General features: G+C 42.2%; 15 protein-coding genes. 6 read left to right on the top strand and 9 right to left on the bottom strand.

The window, feature by feature from the left end; all coding sequences use genetic code 11:
- Positions 1-11 precede the first annotated feature (11 nt).
- The 4 genes from ACFQZX_RS09960 to ACFQZX_RS09975 all read right to left on the bottom strand — a co-directional run bounded on the left by ACFQZX_RS09960 (position 12) and on the right by ACFQZX_RS09975 (position 7,163).
- Positions 12-2,369: an ABC transporter permease gene (locus ACFQZX_RS09960; RefSeq protein ID WP_377114521.1), complete on the bottom strand. Its 2,358-nt coding sequence runs from the start codon at positions 2,367-2,369 to the stop codon at positions 12-14.
- A gap of 34 nt (positions 2,370-2,403) precedes the next feature.
- Complete coding sequence (locus ACFQZX_RS09965) at positions 2,404-4,833, bottom strand: ABC transporter permease (protein ID WP_377114523.1); 2,430 nt, start codon at positions 4,831-4,833, stop codon at positions 2,404-2,406.
- Positions 4,834-5,097: 264 nt separating this feature from the next.
- Positions 5,098-5,775 carry an ABC transporter ATP-binding protein gene (locus tag ACFQZX_RS09970; protein ID WP_377114526.1) on the bottom strand — a complete coding sequence of 226 codons (678 nt, stop codon included), beginning with the start codon at positions 5,773-5,775 and terminating at the stop codon, positions 5,098-5,100.
- A gap of 134 nt (positions 5,776-5,909) precedes the next feature.
- Entirely contained in the window at positions 5,910-7,163 is a 1,254-nt protein-coding gene (locus ACFQZX_RS09975) for an efflux RND transporter periplasmic adaptor subunit (protein ID WP_377114528.1), read from the bottom strand.
- Between the two features lie 309 nt (positions 7,164-7,472).
- Between ACFQZX_RS09975 and ACFQZX_RS09980 the strand changes: the two genes are divergently transcribed.
- From ACFQZX_RS09980 to ACFQZX_RS10005, 6 genes are all read left to right on the top strand, one after another.
- Positions 7,473-8,831: a sigma-54-dependent transcriptional regulator gene (locus tag ACFQZX_RS09980; protein ID WP_377114531.1), complete on the top strand. Its 1,359-nt coding sequence runs from the start codon at positions 7,473-7,475 to the stop codon at positions 8,829-8,831.
- Positions 8,821-10,173, top strand: a complete 1,353-nt coding sequence (locus ACFQZX_RS09985) for a sensor histidine kinase (RefSeq protein WP_377114534.1) — start codon at positions 8,821-8,823, stop codon at positions 10,171-10,173. Before ACFQZX_RS09980 ends, ACFQZX_RS09985 begins: the two co-directional genes overlap by 11 nt.
- Positions 10,174-10,258: 85 nt before the next feature.
- A complete protein-coding gene (locus ACFQZX_RS09990; protein WP_377114536.1) occupies positions 10,259-10,834 on the top strand; it encodes a thioredoxin family protein in 576 nt (191 codons plus the stop codon).
- A 146-nt stretch (positions 10,835-10,980) separates the two neighbouring features.
- Entirely contained in the window at positions 10,981-12,864 is a 1,884-nt protein-coding gene (gene htpG / locus ACFQZX_RS09995) for a molecular chaperone HtpG (RefSeq protein WP_377114539.1), read from the top strand.
- A gap of 210 nt (positions 12,865-13,074) precedes the next feature.
- Positions 13,075-13,587, top strand: coding sequence for a DUF4251 domain-containing protein (locus ACFQZX_RS10000; RefSeq protein ID WP_377114542.1), 513 nt, complete (start codon positions 13,075-13,077; stop codon positions 13,585-13,587).
- A gap of 4 nt (positions 13,588-13,591) precedes the next feature.
- Positions 13,592-13,858 (top strand): hypothetical protein, encoded by a 267-nt coding sequence (locus ACFQZX_RS10005; RefSeq protein WP_377114544.1) that lies wholly within the window; start codon positions 13,592-13,594, stop codon positions 13,856-13,858.
- Positions 13,859-13,880: 22 nt separating this feature from the next.
- On the opposite strand, the gene ACFQZX_RS10010 is transcribed toward ACFQZX_RS10005, so the two are convergent.
- From ACFQZX_RS10010 to ACFQZX_RS10030, 5 genes are all read right to left on the bottom strand, one after another.
- Positions 13,881-14,807 (bottom strand): sugar phosphate isomerase/epimerase family protein, encoded by a 927-nt coding sequence (locus ACFQZX_RS10010; protein WP_377114547.1) that lies wholly within the window; start codon positions 14,805-14,807, stop codon positions 13,881-13,883.
- Between the two features lie 89 nt (positions 14,808-14,896).
- Positions 14,897-17,500 (bottom strand): MGH1-like glycoside hydrolase domain-containing protein, encoded by a 2,604-nt coding sequence (locus tag ACFQZX_RS10015; protein ID WP_377114549.1) that lies wholly within the window; start codon positions 17,498-17,500, stop codon positions 14,897-14,899.
- Positions 17,501-17,508: 8 nt separating this feature from the next.
- Positions 17,509-18,582, bottom strand: a complete 1,074-nt coding sequence (locus tag ACFQZX_RS10020; RefSeq protein ID WP_377114551.1) for a dipeptidase — start codon at positions 18,580-18,582, stop codon at positions 17,509-17,511.
- Positions 18,583-18,597: 15 nt separating this feature from the next.
- A complete protein-coding gene (locus tag ACFQZX_RS10025; RefSeq protein ID WP_377114554.1) occupies positions 18,598-19,710 on the bottom strand; it encodes a D-TA family PLP-dependent enzyme in 1,113 nt (370 codons plus the stop codon).
- A gap of 9 nt (positions 19,711-19,719) precedes the next feature.
- On the bottom strand, positions 19,720-20,184 hold the full coding sequence (locus ACFQZX_RS10030; protein WP_377114555.1) for a RidA family protein: 465 nt from the start codon (positions 20,182-20,184) through the stop codon (positions 19,720-19,722).
- Positions 20,185-20,224 lie beyond the last annotated feature (40 nt).

Below are 20,224 nucleotides of genomic sequence, written 5' to 3' on the forward strand. Positions count from 1 at the left end.
ATTTGTTTTTTTTATTCGCTTCTGAGGCTTTTTACAGGATTAGTAAGCGCGGCTTTAACAGCCTGCGAGCTAACTGTTAATATGGAAATAAGCGTAGTTAAAATTGCTGCTATTATAAATACCCATACACTTATATCTACCCGGTACGAGTATTTAAGCAGCCACTGGTTCATTAAATACCAGGCAATTGGCACCGAAAGGGCAAAGGCTACCCCTACCAGTTTAAGAAAATCTTTTGACAGCATGGTGGTAACACCAAACACCGAGGCACCTAATACCTTACGGACACCTATTTCTTTGATGCGGTTTTGAGCCATGTAAGTGGCCAGCCCGAACAAACCGAGGCAGGATATAAAGATGGTAAGGCCTGCAAACAACGAAGCAAGTGTGCTCATGCGTTGCTCATCCTGAAACTTTAAGCCGTATTGCTCATCTACAAAATTGTAATCAAACGGGTATTCGGAGTTGTATTTTTTGAAAACACCTTCGGCCAGTTTCAGGCATTCGGCTACGGATTTTTTATCATTCAGTTTGTAATGTATTACATTGAACCATGATGCCGGGCCATGAATAACCATTTGTTTAACAGGTTCATAAGGAGATTGCAGTATAAAATCCTTCACTACTCCCACCACAGTCAGCTTCCTATCGCCGTTACGTACAATCTGGCCTACCGGATGTTTAAAACCCATAACTTTAACAGCGGCTTCGTTCAGCATGATAGAGGTTGAATCGCCCGGATATCTGGTAGCATCAATATCACGGCCGTCCACTATCTTAAGGCCCATTGTTTTAGTGAAGCTGCCATCTGTATTAAATACGTTAAAGTCTATTTTAGCGCCCTCCTGTTTACCATCCCAGGTATAGTCCCAGGTGTCGCTCCAACCTTCGGTTATTGGTGCGCTGGTTTTGCTTACAGCAGTGGCTGCACCACTTGAAAGCAATTCGTTTCGTATTAGCGAATAATTTTTATCAATTGTGCCAGTCATAAATGTGTATACCAATTTATTTTTGGCATATCCAGTATCCCGGCTTTGTGCATAATCCAGTTGGTTCTTAACTATGATAGTGCAGATGATGAGCACTATGGCAAATGTGAATTGGGTAACTACTAAAATTTTGCGTGGCGAAATTGCCGCATTGGCCGCTTTAAATGTACCTTTTAACACTTTTACCGGCGCAAATGATGATAGGTACAGTGCTGGATAGCTTCCTGCTAATAAACCGGTTAATAGGATGAAGCCAAAAACGATAAGCCAGAAAGACGGATTACTATAGGGTATAAATAATTGCTTTTGAGTAAGTGTATTAAATCCGGATAACGAAAGCTGTACAATTAGTAAGGCTATCGCACCAGATATGATGGCGATCAGAATCGACTCTCCCATAAACTGAGCTATCAGGCTGCTTTTACCGGCACCAACTACCTTGCGTATGCCCACTTCTTTCGCACGCTTCTCGCTCCGGGCGGTGCTTAAATTCATGAAGTTGATACAGGCTATCAGCAAAATAAAGCCGGCAATAAGGCTGAATAGCTTTATCGTTTCTATTTTGCCCCCAACCTGCTTTCCTTCCTCAAAATTCGAACGAAGCCTCCATTTACTTGCCGGGTGTACAAATACGTCTATATCCTTTATATCGGAGTGTGACCGGGTAATATCTTTTACGCGTGCGTTAAAAAACTGTTCGGTAACTCCTGGCTTTAAAGTAATGTAAGTTTGTACCGAGTTGTTACCCCAGTTAGTATCTTCGCCGCCACTTGTTTTTTCCCAGTATTTCCAGGGCATCAGGTAACCAAACTTAAACCTGGTATTATTGGGCAGATCTTTCATTATACCGGTTACGGTAAAATAATCTACGCTATCAATTTTTATTGTTTTACCATAGGCATCCTCATTACCAAAAAGCGCTTTTGCAGTAGTTTCAGTTAATACAATGTTTTTCATCGTATTAAGCGCGGTATGAGCATCACCTTTTATCAGCGGAAAGCTGAACATGGTCAGAAAGTCAGGGTCAACAAAGTTTCCCTGAAGGTTCATGCGTTTATCACCAACGGTAAATAAAAAGTTACCGCCCGTATTGCGCGATGCCTCATCTACCTGCGGATAGTCCTGTTTAAGGGCCTTCATCATGGGCTTTGGTGTGGTGTTCCAGCACCAAAGTTTACCATCAAACCTTGATTTATTGTACATGGTATACAAGCGGTCCTTCTTATCATGGAATTGATCGTAGCTAACCTCATTTTGCACCCAGAAAAGTATTAAAGCCGCGCTGGCCATACCTACTGCAAGGCCGGCTATGTTGATGGCTGTGAAACTTTTGTTTTTCATCAAGTTTCTCCAGGTGATTTTCAGGTAATTCTTAAACATTTTTATCGTGGTTTTAAATAAAACTATCTGTTGATTATTCGTCTTTAAGGCTGTTAACGGGGTTTGCCAATGCTGCTTTAACCGACTGAAAACTTATAGTTATGAATGCTATAAAAAGGGCCGAGCTGCCAGCTACCGCTAAAACCCACCACTGGATGTTTATGCGGTAGGCAAAATCCTGCAGCCATTTTTGCATCAGATACCATGCTAATGGCGACGCGATGATTATAGACAGTACCACCAGTTTGATAAAATCCACGGAAAGCATGTTCACAATGGCGCTTACGCTGGCGCCTAACACCTTGCGTATGCCTATCTCCTTTGTACGTTGTTCCGCCGCGTAAGCGGCCAGGCCAAACAGGCCTAAACAGGCTATAATAATAGCCATCGTAGTAAATATGACAAAGATTCCGCCCACGCGTTGCTCGCTGCGGTACATGGCATCAAAATCCTGGTCCATGAATGAATAATTCATCTGCAGGTTTGGCGACAGGCTTACCCACTCATTTTTTATCTGACTTATTAAAGCAGGCAGGTTAGCGGTATTCACCTTTATGCTTAAAGCGCCATTGTTTTGGCCAAAAGTCAAGATAATGGGCTCCACTTTTTGCCTAAGCGACCTAAAGTTAAAATCTTTAACCACCCCTATTATGTGGTAAAGTTTGGTGTTAGACAGCTCGGTTTTGCCACCTAAAGACTGGTACAGATTTTTATTTACCACATCTTTAAACCCAAGAAACTTCGCCGCAGCTTCGTTGATGATGATAGCCGAAGAGTCGGTAGCCATCTCCTTAGAAAAATTGCGTCCGGCTGCCATTTTCATTCCCAGGGTTGGTATATAGTCGGCATCCACTTCCCAGGTTTGCGGGAATAACGATTCTTTCTGATTCAGGGTTGCATCCTTAAAAAAGATACGTGTGTTGCCCCAGCCCGATGTTGGTAAAAACCCGGTCATAGTTGAATTGACAACACCCGGCAGCTTTGCCAATTCCTGCTTAAATACGCTTGCTTGCCCGTTAAGCTCGTAAGCGTTTTGCACTATAAGCACCTGGTTACGGTTATAGCCCAGGTTTTTTGTTTGTATATAATTTAACTGATTATAAATAACCAGCGTGCCAATTATCAAAAATATAGATATGGCAAACTGGAATACCACCAGGAAATTGCGCAGGAAACTGTTTTTAAATCCTGTTGAAAGCTTGCCTTTTAATACAGCAATTGGCTGGAAGGCTGAGAGAAAGAATGCAGGATAAGAACCCGCTAAAGCACCTACAGTTAACACAATTCCAAACAACACAGGTAGTATCCACTTAACGGATGATGCAGTAAGGATTATGCTTTTACCAGAAAGCTGGTTGAATAGCGGCAACAACAGCATCCCCGATATAACTGCAATAACAGCTGCAAACAGTGTAACCATAACCGACTCGGCCAGGAACTGAAATATCAGATGTTTGCGGGATGAGCCAAGCACTTTTCTTACACCAACCTCGCGTGCGCGGTTGGCAGAGCGTGCCGTGCTCAGGTTCATGAAATTAACACAGGCTATAAGCAGGATGAATATGGCGATAGCCGAGAATATATAAACGTACTGTATGGTGCTATTTGCCCCAAGCTCGCCTACCCGCGCTGATTTAAGATGGATATCATCAAGCGGAGTTAAATTTAAACGGAAATAACTCCCGCTTTTTTCAAATTGGGCATAACTCATCCCAATTTCTGACTGCATTTGGTCGCCGCTGAACTTTTTTAAAAACGCGGACAAACTTGTTTCAAGCTTTTTAGCGTCGTTTTTATTTTTTAACAGCACATAGGTGTTATAATTATTCTCCAGCCATCTGTTTGACCGGCTATCCGGAAACGACTCCAGTGAAACAAAAAAATCATAATTAAAATGCGATTGCTGAGGAATATCCTTTATAACTGCTGTTACTTTAAAATTATCTTTTTCGTTAAAAACGATGGTTTTACCTACAGCCTCAGTGGTGTTAAAGTATTTTTTGGCGGTAGAAGCTGTTATGACAACAGTTTGCGGATTATTAAGTGCTGTTTTGACATCGCCGCTTATGGCAGGCAAGGTAAACATGCTGAATAAAGAAGCATCTGCAAAAGCAATGCGGTTCTCTATCATTGTGATGTTTCCTTTTTTAACATGCGTTGTCCCGGCTGCTTTAATCCTGGCTGATTCAATAACAAAGGGATACTCCGCTTTAAGGGTTTTAGCCAGTGGCGGCATACAAACTGCATAAGCCACCTGGTTATCACCAAGTTTAAGATCGGCATTTACCCTAAAAATGCGTTGATGATTTACATTGTATTTGTCGTAGCTAAGCTCGTCAACCACGTAAAGCACAATCATCAGGCAGGATGTAAGGCCCAAGGCCAGTCCCAGTATATTTATGGCAGTAAAGCCTTTATTTTTGTAAAGGCTTCTGAATGCGGTTTTTATATAGTTTTTTAACATGGCAAATTGATTATTATGTTATTGCCCGCAGATATATACTGGCTTAGTTAAGGAGCGTATTCTTACTATCTGTTGTTAAACTGCAATGTTTATAAAGAAACAGCTTTGATTATATGAGGTACAGGAAGCCAATTTTAAGTTGATTTCTTAAAACATTGCGATATTTTTGGCAAAACTCAAGCTAACCCCTCTGCTGTTCGGGCAGCAGAGAGGGTAAGCAGGAGGCACACTTAACTATATACTATTAACTAAAGATCAGTAGGTTTATACCATAATATTTTCCATCACGGTTTGTCCGTCCAACAAACGGATAATACGGTGACTATAACGGGCATCGTGCTCAGAGTGGGTAACCATTATAATGGTTGTTCCCTGCTCGTTAAGGTCTGTTAAAAGTTCCATTACATCGTTACCGTTGCTGCTATCCAGGTTACCGGTAGGCTCATCCGCAAGTATCAGCTTTGGTTTGTTTACAACTGCACGTGCAATAGCCACACGTTGCTGCTGACCACCCGATAATTGCTGCGGGTAATGGTTACGACGGTGCATGATCTGCATTTTATCAAGCACTTCTTCTACCCTTTTAACACGTTCTGCCGCACCTACACCGGTGTAGATCAACGGAAGCTCTACGTTTTCAAAAACGGTAAGTTCATCAATCAGGTTAAAGCTCTGGAAAACGAAACCGATGTTATGTTTACGCAGATCGGCACGCTTGCGCTCGTTAAAATGAGCAACTTCGATACCGTTGAAAACGTAACTGCCTTCATCCGGATCATCAAGCATACCCAAAATATTTAGCAGGGTTGATTTACCGCAACCTGAAGGACCCATAATGGCCACAAATTCGCCGGTATCAACATGCATCGATAATTTGTTCAATGCAATTGTTTCTACCTCTTCTGTACGATAGAACTTCTCAAGATTAGTAATTTTTATCATTTGGCCTCCTTAAATCCTTCCGCCATTTCGTGCGGAAGGATTTGTTGTTAATTGTGATTTATGTTTTGATTTAATTATCTCTTTCTATTTTTTATCAGACGCTTGTTGTAATGGTTAAGTTGCACCTGATGCTATCATTCTTTTAGCACTAATTCCTGTATATCACCATAATTTTCGTAGCTCGAGGTTATAACTTTATCGCCAGGTTTTAAGCCTTGCAATACTTCGTAGTAATCAGGGTTCTGGCGGCCAATCTGTATGTCGGCTTTATAAGCTGTTTTGCCATCCTCACTTACTTTGAATATCCAGTTACCACCGGTTTGCTGATAAAAGCCACCTTTAGGCACCAGTAAAGCTGTGGTCTCGTCGCTAAGTGCCAGGCGTATCTGTAATGTCTGTCCTTTACGGATACCTTTAGGCACCGCACCTACAAATTGCATATCAACCTGGAAACGGCCATTGGTTACCTGTGTATACACCTTTTTAATGGTAAGCTTATAAGTTCTATCAGCGAAGGTAAAATCGCCCATCAAACCGTTAAATATACGCGACAGGTAATGTTCTTCCACATCAACACGCACTTTAAAACCGTTTTGCGCATCTATCTGGCCCAAGTGTTCACCTTTGTTTTTGTTCTGGCCAACCTCAGCATCCATAGATGTCAGCTGCCCGTCTATAGGCGCCCTTAGTGTAAGGCTTCCAACTTTTTTACGCATCAGTGTCAATGCGTTTTTCATTTGCGCGTAATGCTCCTGCGCCTGTTGTTCCTGTTGTTTGGTAAGGGCAGTATCCTGCTTTAATATCTGTGTAGTAAGGCGTTTGCGGCGCAATTGATAATCATAGGCATTTTTAGCAGCCTGGTATTCCTGTAAACCAATGGCTTTTTGCTCGTAAAGGCTTTTATCAAGCAGGTATACACGCTCCGCTTCTTTAAAGGCGTTGTCAACATCGGCCATCTGGTTTAATTTGGACACAGTATTTTGCTGGGCATTGTTGTGCGCAATTTGCATCTGCGTTTGCTCACCAAATACCGCCGACTCCTGAGAGGCAAGACTAAGCTCTTCGTCAATATTTGAAAGCTTTAATATTGGGTCGCCTTTTTTAAGCATGGCGCCATCTTCAACATATTTTTCTTCAACTTGCCCGCCTTCAACAGCGTCAAGGTATATAGTAGTAAGGGGCATTACCACACCATTAACCGGGATAAACTCCTGGAAAGGCCCTTTCTTTATTTCACTAACAGTTATGCGCTCAGTATCAACATTTAACTTACTTTTTCCCGACGTAAATAATATGCTGCCGGCAACCAAAACCACAACACCTGTAACACCGGCAATGGTCATCAGGCGCTTAGTACTCCATTTCTTTTTTTGTATAACTCTGTCCACGTTGTTTATTAATGTTTGATAAGTGAATACAAAAACACATGCCACAAATTAAACAACTGTTTTTCAGTAACTTAAAGCAAAAAGTCTATATTTCACCGTTCGCTTCTGTTACAGCATGTGTTCGGTTATGATACAGTGTTATTTTAAAGCCTGTTAAAGGTGTATCATACATCATACTTGATTATCAGCGCAATACTTATTATAAGCCGAATGGTACGATATTTCGTGGTAAAATATTAAATTGCATGAGCATATTTACATTATATGTAATATGATGCATATACCAAACTAATCACTGGCAATACATATATGATACTTAAAAAAGCCAATATTTTAATAGTTGATGACGACCCAGATGTACTTACCGCTGTTAAGCTATTGCTAAAACCAATTACACAGGAAATCATCACTGAAAAAAATCCTGAAAACCTTAACTGGCTGCTGCAAAAAAATCAGATAGACCTGGTATTGCTGGATATGAATTTCAATAGCGCTATCAATACCGGTAATGAGGGTATTTACTGGCTGCGTAAAATAAAAGAGTGGAAACCAAACGTATGTGTCATCATGATTACTGCTTATGGCGACATCGACCTGGCGGTACGCTCGTTGAAAGAAGGCGCAAACGATTTTGTGGTAAAGCCATGGCACAACGAAAAACTGATAGATACCATTACTGATCTGCTGGATAAAAAGGAAGGCGGTACAAAGGCAACAAAATCTGGCGGGAAGAGCTCAACCGGCCAAACTAACATACTTGGCGAATCGGAAGTAATGGAGGACATCTTTCATAAAGTGAATAAAATAGCCCCTACCGATGCCAATATATTGATACTTGGTGAAAATGGCACAGGTAAGGACCTGATGGCTAAAGCCATTCATGAGCGCTCTTTACGCGCCGACAAGCCTTTTGTTAAGGTGGATGTTGGCGCGCTTACCGATTCACTTTTTGAGAGCGAATTGTTTGGCCACAAAAAGGGTGCCTTTACAGACGCTCGTGAGGACCGCATGGGCCGCTTTGAAGAAGCCGAGGGCGGCACTTTGTTTTTGGATGAGATTGGTAATATCACGCTTCAGCAGCAGGCCAAATTGCTCACCGTACTGCAAAACAGGCAGGTTACACGCCTGGGCACCAACAAACCGGTTGACGTTAATATCCGTTTGATATGCGCTACCAACGTACCATTGCAAGAGCTTGCCAATGAAAATAAGTTTCGGAAAGACTTAATTTACCGTATCAATACGGTTGAAATTAATATGCCACCGCTGCGCCGGCGTGCCGAAGATATTGTGGTACTTGCCAGGCACTTTGCTAAAATGTACAGCAGCAAATATCTGAAGCCGTCTATGAACTTTGACATTACTGCTCTTAACAAGTTACGCAGCTACAGCTATCCGGGTAACGTACGCGAACTGCAGTATACTATTGAACGGGCAGTTATCATGGCTGATGACAGCCTGCTTAAGGCCGACGACCTGATATTTTCCGTATTGGAATCGCCCGCTGAGAGTATTGTAGATGAGGATAACATCCAGTTAAGTACGCTTGAGAAGAATGCCATACTGCGCGTTATCGACAAGCATAACGGAAACATCACCCGGGCCGCAAAAGAATTAGGTTTAACACGTACGGCACTTTACCGCAGATTGAGTAAGTATGATATTTAACCGTTACGAATGGCGGCTGGTGCTGCGTGTGTTGCTCCTGTTTATTGCAGTTACAGCTACCGCCCTTGTGGTTATAAACGGGCACAGTACTTTTTTATACGCGGTGATAACCGTGCCACTGGTGGTTTACTCCTTGCTTGATCTGATACGCTTTAATAAAAAGGCGCAGGACGAGGTAAACCAGTTTGTAGAATCTATACATTACCGCGATTTTTCGCGCCATTTTGATGTACGTAAAGCACCTAACGAACTTAAACCCCTGCGTAAAGGCTTTAACGATATCAATACCACCTTTAAGCTCATAAGCCGCGAGCGCGAGACGCAATACCATTATCTGCAGAAAATATTGGAACTGGTAGACACCGGCATTTTAAGTTACGAGCAGGAAACCGGCGAGATCAGCTGGATAAACGAAGCTTTTAAATCGCTCATTGGCATTCCTTACTTAAAAACCATCCATTCCTTACAAAAGCGCGAGCCGTTACTGTACGCTGATGTGATTAAACTAAAGCCTGGCGAGGCTAAGGTAATGACTATTACCCGCGAGCAGCAACAGATTAAAATGCTGGTAACAGCAAGTATTATGCGCAGCGAGGATACCTTGTATAAACTGGTTGCATTTCAGAATGTGAGTGAGGCTTTGGATGAAACGGAATCAAAAGCATGGTCTAAACTGCTGAACGTAATGACGCATGAGATCATGAACTCGGTTGCGCCTATTTCGTCCCTTGCGGATACGTTGAAAAACCGTTTACAGGCCCCGGATATTGGCGAGAATTTGCAGCACGCAGATTTGGAAGATATTGAACTGGGGGTAGATACCATTAAACGCCGCAGCGAAGGATTATTAAAATTTACTGAAAGCTACCGTAGCCTGAACAAAATAACCAAGCTGGACCTGAACAAAATATTGGTGCGGGATATGTTTGAAAACCTGAACAGCCTGATGACGCCAACGCTTGAGAAGAAAAACATTGAGCTTGACATTATTCTGCGCGATCCGGCACTTACCATTGAGGCTGACATTAACCTGCTCGACCAGGTGCTGATCAACCTGTTGGTAAATGCCATTGAGGCAGTTAAAGACCGTGAAGAACCACAAATTATATTACAGGCGGATCAGCAGGCTGGTAAACTACAGGTTAAAGTGATTGACAATGGTGTTGGAATGCCTCCTGAACTGATGGATAAGATATTTATTCCTTTCTTCAGCACCCGTAAAACGGGCAGTGGCATAGGCCTTAGCTTATGTAAGCAGATCATGCTGCTGCACAAGGGTAATATCCAGGTACAATCTACCGAAGGTAAGGGGTCGGCTTTTATCATGACTTTCCCGGTTTAAGTTATTCGGCATACTTTAATAACCAGTTTTCAATCACTTTCCTTAATGTATATTTAAGTTTGTAATTTAGTATAAATCGCCAGTCATGAAAAAATATACCCTTATAATAGCACTCTTATTTGCGGCTAAAATTGGTTTTGCGCAGGAAGTTACAATGCCATCTTCAGAAAATGTTTTAAGAAATGCGTACGCAAAGGCAGCTAAAGAAAATAAAAATGTAATGCTGATTTTTCATGCATCGTGGTGTGGATGGTGTAAAAAAATGGAAGCATCAATAAATGATCCACTTGTTAAAAAAATGTTTGATGATAACTACGTGATTACTACACTTGACGTAATGGAACAGCCTGCGAAAAAAAGCCTGGAAAATCCCGGTTCTTTAGAGGTAATGACCAAACTGAAAGGCGAAAAGTCGGGCCTGCCCTTTTGGGTAATACTTGATGCTACTGGCAAAGTTTTAGCTGATAGCCAGATACGGCCTGCCGGCGCTTCTTTAGATACCTATGGAGACAATGTTGGCTGCCCGGCAAGTGAAAGCGAGGTAGCTACCTTCACTAAAATATTAAAAGCAACCTCTAAGCTGAATGATGGGCAATTAACTGTAATAGCTAAACGCTTTGCATTGAACCAGCCTTTTCCTGTTACCAAAACTTCCAAATAAGATTTATATAAAATTTCGCTTTATAAGGCGATTTGTAATCAATCGTCAGCTTTAGTATCCTGCCAATTTGTCAACCGCTGGCCTTTTGGAACACGCATTGATATTGAGCTTACATCACTTTTAATTAAACAAAAACACTCAATACAATGCAAGAAAAAGGAACCATCTCGATACATACCGAGAACATTTTTCCCATCATTAAAAAATTCTTATACTCTGATACCGAGATTTTTTTACGTGAGCTGGTATCAAACGCGGTAGACGCTACTCAAAAAATCAAACGCCTTGCTTCCCTTGGCCAGTACAACGGCGAGCTTGGCGACCTGCGTGTTGAAGTTGCATTTGATGCCGACAAAAAAACCATCACCATATCTGATAATGGTATAGGTATGACGGCTGAAGAGATCAAAAAATACATCAACCAGATAGCATTCTCTGGCGCTACCGAGTTTATGGAGAAATTCAAGGAGGCTAAAGATGCCAACGAGATCATCGGTCGCTTTGGTTTAGGCTTTTACTCGGCATTTATGGTGGCAGATAAAGTTGAAATTGAAACCTTAAGTTATCAGGATGGCGCTACTCCTGCTCACTGGGTTTGCGATGGCAGCACCGAGTTTGAGATAAGCGAAGGCAGCCTGGCCGAACGAGGTACCGAAATAACGCTTCATATTAACGCTGAATCTGAAGAGTACTTAAGCAAACATAAACTGCAGGAAATATTAGATAAGTATTGCAAGTTTTTGCCGGTGCCTATTAAGTTTGGCACCCGCACAGAAAGTGTTGAAGATGGCACCGACGATGAAGGTAAACCAAAATACACTTCTGTTGAGGTTGATAATATTATAAACGATACTAACCCTATCTGGACAAAATCGCCAAACGAACTGAAGGATGAGGATTATCTTAAATTTTATAAAGAACTTTATCCCTTCAGCGAAGATCCGTTTTTCTGGATACACCTTAATGTTGATTACCCTTTCAATTTGACTGGTGTATTATACTTCCCTAAGCTGAAGAATGATTTTGAGTTTCAAAAAAACAAGATCAAGTTATTCTCCCGCCAGGTATTTATCACCGAGGAAGTAAAAGACATTGTGCCTGAGTTTTTGATGCTGCTGCACGGGGTAATAGATTCGCCTGATATTCCATTAAACGTATCGCGTAGCTTTTTACAGGCCGATAGCAACGTTAAAAAGATCAACAGCTACATCACTAAAAAAGTAGCTGATAAATTGGCAGAGCTGTTCAAAGCAGATCGTAAAGCTTATGAAGAGAAATGGAGCGATATTGGCCTGTTTGTAAAATATGGTGCAGTAAGCGAAGAGAAATTTTACGATAAAGCGAAGGATTTCTTACTGCTTACCAATACTAAGAAAGAAAACTTTACCCTTAACGAGTATAAAGATAAGGTTGAAGGCACTCAAACAGATAAAGATGGCCAGCTAATTTACTTGTACACCAACGATGCTGAAAAACAGGATGCTTTTGTACAGGCTGCCGATAGAAAAGGCTATGATGTATTGTTGATGAACTCTCCTATTGATAATCATTTCATCAGCCACTTAGAGCAAAAGCTGGAAAAAACTTCCTTAAAACGTGTTGATGCCGATGTAGCTGATAAGCTGATCAAAAAAGACGATGCGCCTGAGCATGTACTTACCGAAGAGCAATCAAAACAGATAAAAGAGATATTTGATAAAGCTATAAATAAGCCGGCTTACAGGGTCGAGCTGGAAAGCTTAAACCCCGATGAATTGCCTGTAACCATAACCATGGACGAGTTTATGCGCCGTATGAAAGACATGGCAGCCATGGGCGGCGGAATGGGTTTTTACGGCAGTATGCCTGATAACTATAAAGTTATAGTAAATGGTAATCACAAACTGATAACCCGTATACTGCAGGATGATAACGCTGAAACACAGGCACAGCTTGCAAAACAGGCTTTTGACCTTGCATTGTTATCACAGGGCTTACTAACCGGTGCAGACCTTACTGAATTTGTAAACCGCAGCGTAAATCTGATATAAACACAGATCAAGTAAATTTTCAGGCCGCTCTTGTTATCAGGAGCGGCTTTTTTTTGTGATTATTTATGGAAAACATCTCACCGCTGCATCTTGATGTTAAAACAAATGATCATGCAAAAAAATAATCGTAACTTATTAAAAACCATCAGCTATACTTTAAACTTAAGACAGTATAGGCAGTCTAATTTTAACAATTTCAGAGACATTCAAATGAAAAAAATATTATCAGTAATACTTGCTTTTACCTTATGTACAGGCGTATTACAAATAGCTAATGCACAAAACACCAAGGCCGAAAAAAACGCGGCTAAAGCAGCGGAGATGAAAACGATGTTAGATTCAAAGAAATTCACCTTTATAGCTAATTATGCTTATCCGGGTTACGGCGGACAACGTTATTTAACACCCAATTACGATGTTAAAGTTTCGCAGGATACCGTAGTATCTTACTTGCCTTTTATGGGTGTGGCTTATATGGGCGCGGGATATAACAACAGTGAAGATGCCGGTATTAAATTTACCTCAACTAACTTTAGCTATGACCTTACTGCAAAAAAGAACGGCATGTATTACCTGGTTATCAAACCAATAGGGGTAAAAAATGTTAACCAAATGATATTCAATATAGCGTCTACCGGATATGCTGACCTTGTAGTATTAAGTAATAACCGCGAAAGGATGCGTTTTACCGGACTTGTACAGCAAACCGAAACAAAAAAATAAAATCATGTTAATAATCAGCGTCCCATCATCCACTTCTTTAACTAACGCATTTGATCAATTCGATCTGCCCAGGCCATTATCAGGTACTGACACAGAGGGTACCGATACCATGGTATTACTGTTTGAAGATGAGGAAGAAGCAATTGAGTACTTAGATGCATTGGAAGATTATTCAACCGGGCTTGATGACGATGCTATACAAAAACCATACATCAACGCCCTTGTTAGCGCTATAAGTAATGATGATTTTGTGCAGGGTTATTTAAGATAAACCTGCACAAATCCCATAACTGCTAAACGTTTATGTTCTTGTTGATGTATTGCATACTGCTGGCGATGCTTGCAAAAGGATCTTTAGGCATATCATGTTCTACAAAAAAGCTTTGCATACCTGCTATTGATGCAGCTGCAAAAAATGGCTTAAAATCAATTGTACCACTGCCAACAGGCATTATATTTTCCCGGCTGGCATCCAAGTCCTTAACGTGCCATAATGGATAACGCCCCGGGCTCGCCTTGAACATATCAACTGGGTTCTTGCCTGCCTTAACAGCCCATGCCAGGTCAAGTTCCATCTTCACGTTTTTAGGGTCTGTTTCTGTCAACAGCAAATCATACGGAACTTTATCACCAATTGGTTTAAATTCCATATCGTGGTTATGATAGGCAAAAGTAAGTCCGGCTTTTGCAGCTGCCTCTCCGGTTTTATTTAATACATTGATAGATGATTTCAATTCCTCGAGCGTGGCGGTTGGTGTATTGGCACAAACCAGATATTTTACACCACCTTCTGCAGCTTCATCTACCAATTGCTGCATATTTTCCTGCAGGTTAGGCATCGGTGGTATCACCATCGGCTTACCATCAGGCATGGTTGGCATTTTGGCACCGTCAGGCAATTTAAATGGAGCACCCAATACGTGATGCGATTTCCAGCTAAGGCCTAAACTGTTGGCCATTGCTTTAAACTCTTTGGGTTTCATTCCGTAATAACCGCCTTTTTTACTAAAAGCCGATTCCAGCTCTTTATAACCGTCCGCAGCGATCTTAGTTAGCGAGCCTTTTACATCTTCATCAATTACATTAAAAAATGTAAATAGTTGTACACCTACCGAGTGCTTAGCGGGTTTAAATAAACCGGTAGCCTTAGCCGGTAATACTGCACTACCCAGCGCCAGCGTACCCGCGCTTTGTATAAATTTACGTCTGTTTAAGTTCATATAAAGTTAGATTTAGTTTTGATTGGTAAGTAAATCTAACTCAATGTTTTGAAAGAAAGAAATTTATTGTGTCTGATAAACACAATAAATTAATGATAAAGGCAGTTTGCTATTAACCCTGTCCACCCTGTTTGATGCGCTGCACCTAAGCCTTTACCGGTATCGCCATCAAAATATTCATAAAACAGGATATGATCTTTAAATTCAGGATCGGTCTGGACCTTTTCGTTTTCGCCATTAGCGGGGCGCCGACCTTCACCATCTTTGACAAATAAAGCAGATACCCGACGGTAGATTTCATTGGCTACTTCTTTAAAGTTCATCATGTTACCAGATCCTGTAGGGCATTCAACCTTAAAGTCGTCTCCGTAATATTCATGAAAAATGTTAAGACTTTCAATGATCAGGTAGTTAATAGGCAACCATACCGGGCCACGCCAGTTGCTGTTACCACCAAACATATTGCTGTCGCTTTCTGCAGGAGTATAACTTATGCTAAAGTTTTCGCCATCAATAGTAGCTGTAAAAGGATTATCCAGGTGGAATTTAGACACCGAACGTATACCATATGGGCTCAAAAACTCATCCTCGTTAAGCATGTAACTTAAAATACCCTTCATTCGATGACCACGCAGCAGGCTTATAAGGTGTTTACCATCCCGGCTTTTCTGATCCCATCGTGATACAAGCGCGGCAAGGTCAGGCCTGTTCTCAGCAAACCAATCCAACCTGTTCCTAAAGATCGGGTTGTTGGTAATATCGTCATCATCCAATACCTCTACTGCAAAAAGCGGTGTAAGCCCTACTATACTGCGTACGCGCATCTTTTCGGCCGTACCATCCGGCATACGTAGCTGATCGTAAAAAAAGTTATCTGTTTCATCCCATAACCCATCCTGGCCACCTTCGCCTAAGCTCGCCATCGCACCAGAGATGTATATAAAGTGCTCAAAATACTTGGATGCGATATCTTCATAAGCTTTATTAGTTTCGGCAAGTTCGGCAGCCATGGCCAGCATGTTAAGCGAGTACATGGCCATCCAACTGGTACCGTCAACTTGTTCCAGGTGGGCGCCGTTGGCAAATTTAGTGTTACGGTCAAATACGCCAATATTATCCATGCCCAGGAAACCTCCCTCAAAAATATTGTTTCCTGCTTCGTCCTTGCGGTTTACCCACCAGGTAAAATTGAGCATCAGTTTATGAAATATACGCTCCAGGAAAAAAGTATCCCCTTCGCCATTATTAGCCTTTTTATCCTGTTGGTAAAGTTTCCAGGTAGCCATGGCATGTACGGGCGGGTTAGCATCACTAAAATCCCACTCGTAAGCCGGTAACTGCCCGTTAGGGTGCATATACCAGTCGCGGATTAAGAGTGTGAGTTGATTTTTGGCAAAAGCCATATCAATATCCGCTAACGGTATACAATGGAACGCCAGGTCCCAGGCTGCGAACCAGGGGTACTCCCATTTATCGGGCATGGAAATAATATCTCCACGGTTGTTGAAGTGCTGCCATTTGCTATTACGCCCATGTAAACGTTCTGCCGGGGGTTGAGGCCCTGCCGGGTCGCCATTAAGCCATTGATGAATATCAAAGTAATAGAATTGCTTGTTCCATAGCATACCGGCATAAGCCTGCCTGCGTATCATTGCCTTATCAGCATCATTATTAACCGGAAGCAATTCTTCATAAAACTCATCGGCCTCGTGTTTTCTGGTATCAAATACACTATCAAAATTATCAAAGGATGTGTTTGATAAATCGCCCAATTTCAAACGTATCACATAGCTTTCGCCGCCTGCTATCTCAATATCATAATTAAAAGCAGCCTTAGTACCTTTATTAGCCGGGTTAACTGTTGACGCCTTTGCTACAATGTATTCATTAATCCCATCCTTATAAAAAGACCCTTCTGTATGCTGGGCGGTAAACCGGTCGGTATTTGTTTCGTTATCACAAAACAGAATTTCCGGTTCACCTTCGGCTACCAGGCAGCACTCATCAAGGTCACGGTGCTTAATATTGATCCTGTTTTTCGAATCTGTTGAAAATTCAGGTTTATAATCATCATATCCCCAGGACCAGGTATTACGAAACCACAAGGTTGGCAACACACTCAATTTAGCCGGCTGCACGCCACGGTTCTGAACGGTTATCCTAACCTCGATCTCATTTGGCGATTGCTTGGCATATTCAATAAATACATCAAAATATTCGTTGTCATTGAATATCCCGGTATCCATAATCTCAAACTCCGGCTGTGTACGGTCGCGGTTTTGGTTTTCCGCTACCAACTGGTCATACGGAAATGCTTTTTGCGGATACTTGTAAAGCATTTTCATGTACGAATGTGTAGGCGTATTATCTAAATAGTAATACAACTCCTTAACATCCTCGCCATGGTTTCCTTCAGCATTACTCAGCCCAAAGAAGCGCTCTTTAATAATATGATCCTGCTTGTTCCATAAAGCCACCGAAAAACAAAGCAACTGTTTGATATCGCAAATACCGGCAATACCGTCCTCGCCCCAGCGGTATGTTTTGCTACGCGCTATATCATGTGTTACATAATCCCAGGCATCACCATTTGCGCTGTAATCCTCTCTTACTGTTCCCCATTGGCGGTCGCTTACGTAAGGCCCCCATTTTTTCCATCCACTTGTTTGTAGTCGTTCCGATTCGGCCCCCATATCTCAATTTATAATTTCCAGGCGTTCCTTAAGAAACGCAGCCAATTATCATACATCATATTGGTTATATCTGTTTGCGTATAACCCCGTTTTTTAAACAATTCAGGAATCATTTGCAAGCCAGCTATAGTTTCCAGGTCATAGGGGCATTGTTCGCGACCAAAAGCACCATCTAGGTCGGTACCTAAGCCAACATGATGTGTATTACCGGCTATCTGGCAAATATGATCGATATGATCAACCATCACTTCTAAACTACAGTTCATACCTTTTGGTGTCGATTGCCCTCTAACCCAATTGGGTACCATCATCCAGGCATCAAGCGCAGCACCTATTACAGCACTGCGGTCAATCAGGGCCTTTATCATATCATCGCTATACTGCCGATTATGGTTAACAAGTGCGCGGCAGTTGTTATGGCTTGCCCAAACAGGCCCGTTAAAGTTATCAAGCGCCTGCCAAAAGGCATCATCGCAAAGATGGGTAGCATCTAAAATGATATTCAGTCGCTCCATTTCCTTAAGCAAATGTATGCCATCGGCCCCCATTTTACCGGTAGCATCTGTACCGTTTGCATACCGGCCGGGGCCGTAATGTGCGGGGCCCAAGGCCCTAAGGCCATAATTGTAAGCCTTTTCCAAATAACTGATATTAATGATGGAATCGGCACCTTCTAAACTTAAAATATACCCTACCGGCTTATGAGTGGTAATGGAGTCATTGTTCCACAAATTAATGTGTTGTTCAAGATTTTTGAGGTTGTTTATCTGTACCATCTCTCCCGCATCTTCCATGGCATTGTACCAGGCAAGTTGCCCCTGTGTTTGTGCCCAGGCTTGCGCGGGTGAATGCCAGCCGGGTAAGGGATTGTTGGGCGCCACATAACGCCCTATCTGTGTTGCAACCACCAGGCCGATGTTCCCCTTACGCAGTTCGGGTAATGACACTACGGCCTTTCCCCTGTCCGGCTTATCGGTAAGCCCTTGTTCCCGCTGATTAATTTCGGCTACGGGCCTTGTAAGGTCGCGGTTCCATTCAAGCGCGTTCATGCTCAGGTCCAGGTGAGCGTCTATGATAAACATAAGCTGTGGTTGGTTTTAAACAGTTATTTTACGATTGCGTGCCTCTGTGATCCATTCGCCGGCTAAATAACTGCCTTTGATCGTTATCACTTTTTCATACAATGCTACAGTTGGGCAAATATGATAAGGAAGACCGTACAGCACGTCGCCTATCTTGTAGGAATGATTCTCTTCCGTTTCGGCCACTAAATGTTCTTCGCTCTGGCTTATCAATTTTAATTCAGGCGCATTTAGAAAATATACTCGCTTAGCCAGTTCATTTTCTGCTGCTACCGATTTATGCCCCAGATCGATACAAACTTTATTCTTAGCAGGTAATGATATAACACGGGCAACCACCAGCACGGCAGGTTCAAATTGCTGTTCGGCAAATGCCAACTGATAGCCCCTGTCCCAGTATACAAAAGTACCCGGGCAACATTGTATATTATGCTGTTCCATTAAGATTGGCAATGTAGGCGAACTACTGCAAACCAGCTGCAAATTTGTGTAACCAGTATTTTGCAAAGCATTCTGCAGCTCCAAAACCGGCTTAAGGGCTGCCAGCGCTTTTTCCCGGCGTGTACCATAATCGGCATCGTGAATATGTCCGTCGTAAGCATGCAGCCCGGTAAGTTTAAGGTTTTTAAAATCCGCGATAATATTAATTAAAGGTTGTGCTTCCTGGGGGGGTATACCTGTCCGGTCCATGCCCACATTTAGGTCGATATAGATATTGATGGTTAACCCCGCCTTTTCAGCTTCCTGGTTTACCATTTCGGCCGTTGCAGCATTATCTACGAGGCAAGAGTAACCCGTTTGCGGATATTTAATGATCAGCTTTATCAATCTTTCAAGCTTTTGCAAGGTAGGCTGATAGGCCAGCAAAACATCCGGCGCCTGGTTACGGCCTAACATCTCTGCCTCGGCAATAGTAGCACATTTAAATTTATTGATACCGGCGCGCAGCATCATTTGGGTTACCTCATCACTCTTATGCGTTTTCACATGAGGGCGAAGCCGGGTAACATCATTGATCATGGCAATCAATGCGTTAATATTGCTCTGTACCCTATCTGGGTAAACAACTAACGCTGGTGTATCCAGTCTGTTTTTATCATTAATGTGATACCACTCTGAAGCTTGCATAGTAATGATTTAAACAAGTTCAAACATGGCTTCAATCTCTACCGGAATATTATCCGGCAACGAGCCCATTCCTACAGCGCTGCGAACGCCTATGCCATTCTCCTCTCCCCAAACTTTCGCAAAAAGTTCGCTGGCCCCGTTTATGATGTATGGATGCCTTTCAAAATCGGGCGTGCAGTTCACCATTCCCAAAACCTTAATTACACGTTTCACCCTATCAAGGCTGCCTAATTTGGCTTTGATGGTTGCCAGCATTGCCAGGCCCACCTGCCTTGCTGCAAGTTTTCCATCTTCCATGTTGATGGTATCACCAATCCTACCAATTATCAATGAGCCATCATCCTGTACGGTGCCATGGCCCGATAAGTAAAGGTATTTGCCATCTATTAAGCATGGCTTATATACGCCAAGTGGTTTTGGAGCGGGCGGCAGGCTTAAGCCTAATTCCTTAAAGTTTTGTTCAGCTGAGTTCATATTGTAAAGCTATAAAACTAAATTTTCAATGCAAATCTGC

This window comes from Mucilaginibacter litoreus, from assembly GCF_042676805.1.
GTDB classification, from domain to species: domain Bacteria; phylum Bacteroidota; class Bacteroidia; order Sphingobacteriales; family Sphingobacteriaceae; genus Mucilaginibacter; species Mucilaginibacter litoreus.

Bases quoted from the DNA above. Each gene is read 5' to 3' on its own strand.
- htpG (WP_377114539.1), top strand. From the start codon at position 10,981: ATGCAAGAAAAAGGAACCATCTCGATACATACCGAGAACATTTTTCCC.
- ACFQZX_RS09980 (WP_377114531.1), top strand. From the start codon at position 7,473: ATGATACTTAAAAAAGCCAATATTTTAATAGTTGATGACGACCCAGAT.
- ACFQZX_RS09960 (WP_377114521.1), bottom strand. From the start codon at position 2,369: ATGTTTAAGAATTACCTGAAAATCACCTGGAGAAACTTGATGAAAAAC.
- ACFQZX_RS10030 (WP_377114555.1), bottom strand. From the start codon at position 20,184: ATGAACTCAGCTGAACAAAACTTTAAGGAATTAGGCTTAAGCCTGCCG.
- ACFQZX_RS10015 (WP_377114549.1), bottom strand. From the start codon at position 17,500: ATGGGGGCCGAATCGGAACGACTACAAACAAGTGGATGGAAAAAATGG.
- ACFQZX_RS10000 (WP_377114542.1), top strand. From the start codon at position 13,075: ATGAAAAAAATATTATCAGTAATACTTGCTTTTACCTTATGTACAGGC.
- ACFQZX_RS09985 (WP_377114534.1), top strand. From the start codon at position 8,821: ATGATATTTAACCGTTACGAATGGCGGCTGGTGCTGCGTGTGTTGCTC.
- ACFQZX_RS10010 (WP_377114547.1), bottom strand. From the start codon at position 14,807: ATGAACTTAAACAGACGTAAATTTATACAAAGCGCGGGTACGCTGGCG.
- ACFQZX_RS10020 (WP_377114551.1), bottom strand. From the start codon at position 18,582: ATGTTTATCATAGACGCTCACCTGGACCTGAGCATGAACGCGCTTGAA.
- ACFQZX_RS09990 (WP_377114536.1), top strand. From the start codon at position 10,259: ATGAAAAAATATACCCTTATAATAGCACTCTTATTTGCGGCTAAAATT.
- ACFQZX_RS09970 (WP_377114526.1), bottom strand. From the start codon at position 5,775: ATGATAAAAATTACTAATCTTGAGAAGTTCTATCGTACAGAAGAGGTA.
- ACFQZX_RS09965 (WP_377114523.1), bottom strand. From the start codon at position 4,833: ATGTTAAAAAACTATATAAAAACCGCATTCAGAAGCCTTTACAAAAAT.
- ACFQZX_RS10025 (WP_377114554.1), bottom strand. From the start codon at position 19,710: ATGCAAGCTTCAGAGTGGTATCACATTAATGATAAAAACAGACTGGAT.
- ACFQZX_RS10005 (WP_377114544.1), top strand. From the start codon at position 13,592: ATGTTAATAATCAGCGTCCCATCATCCACTTCTTTAACTAACGCATTT.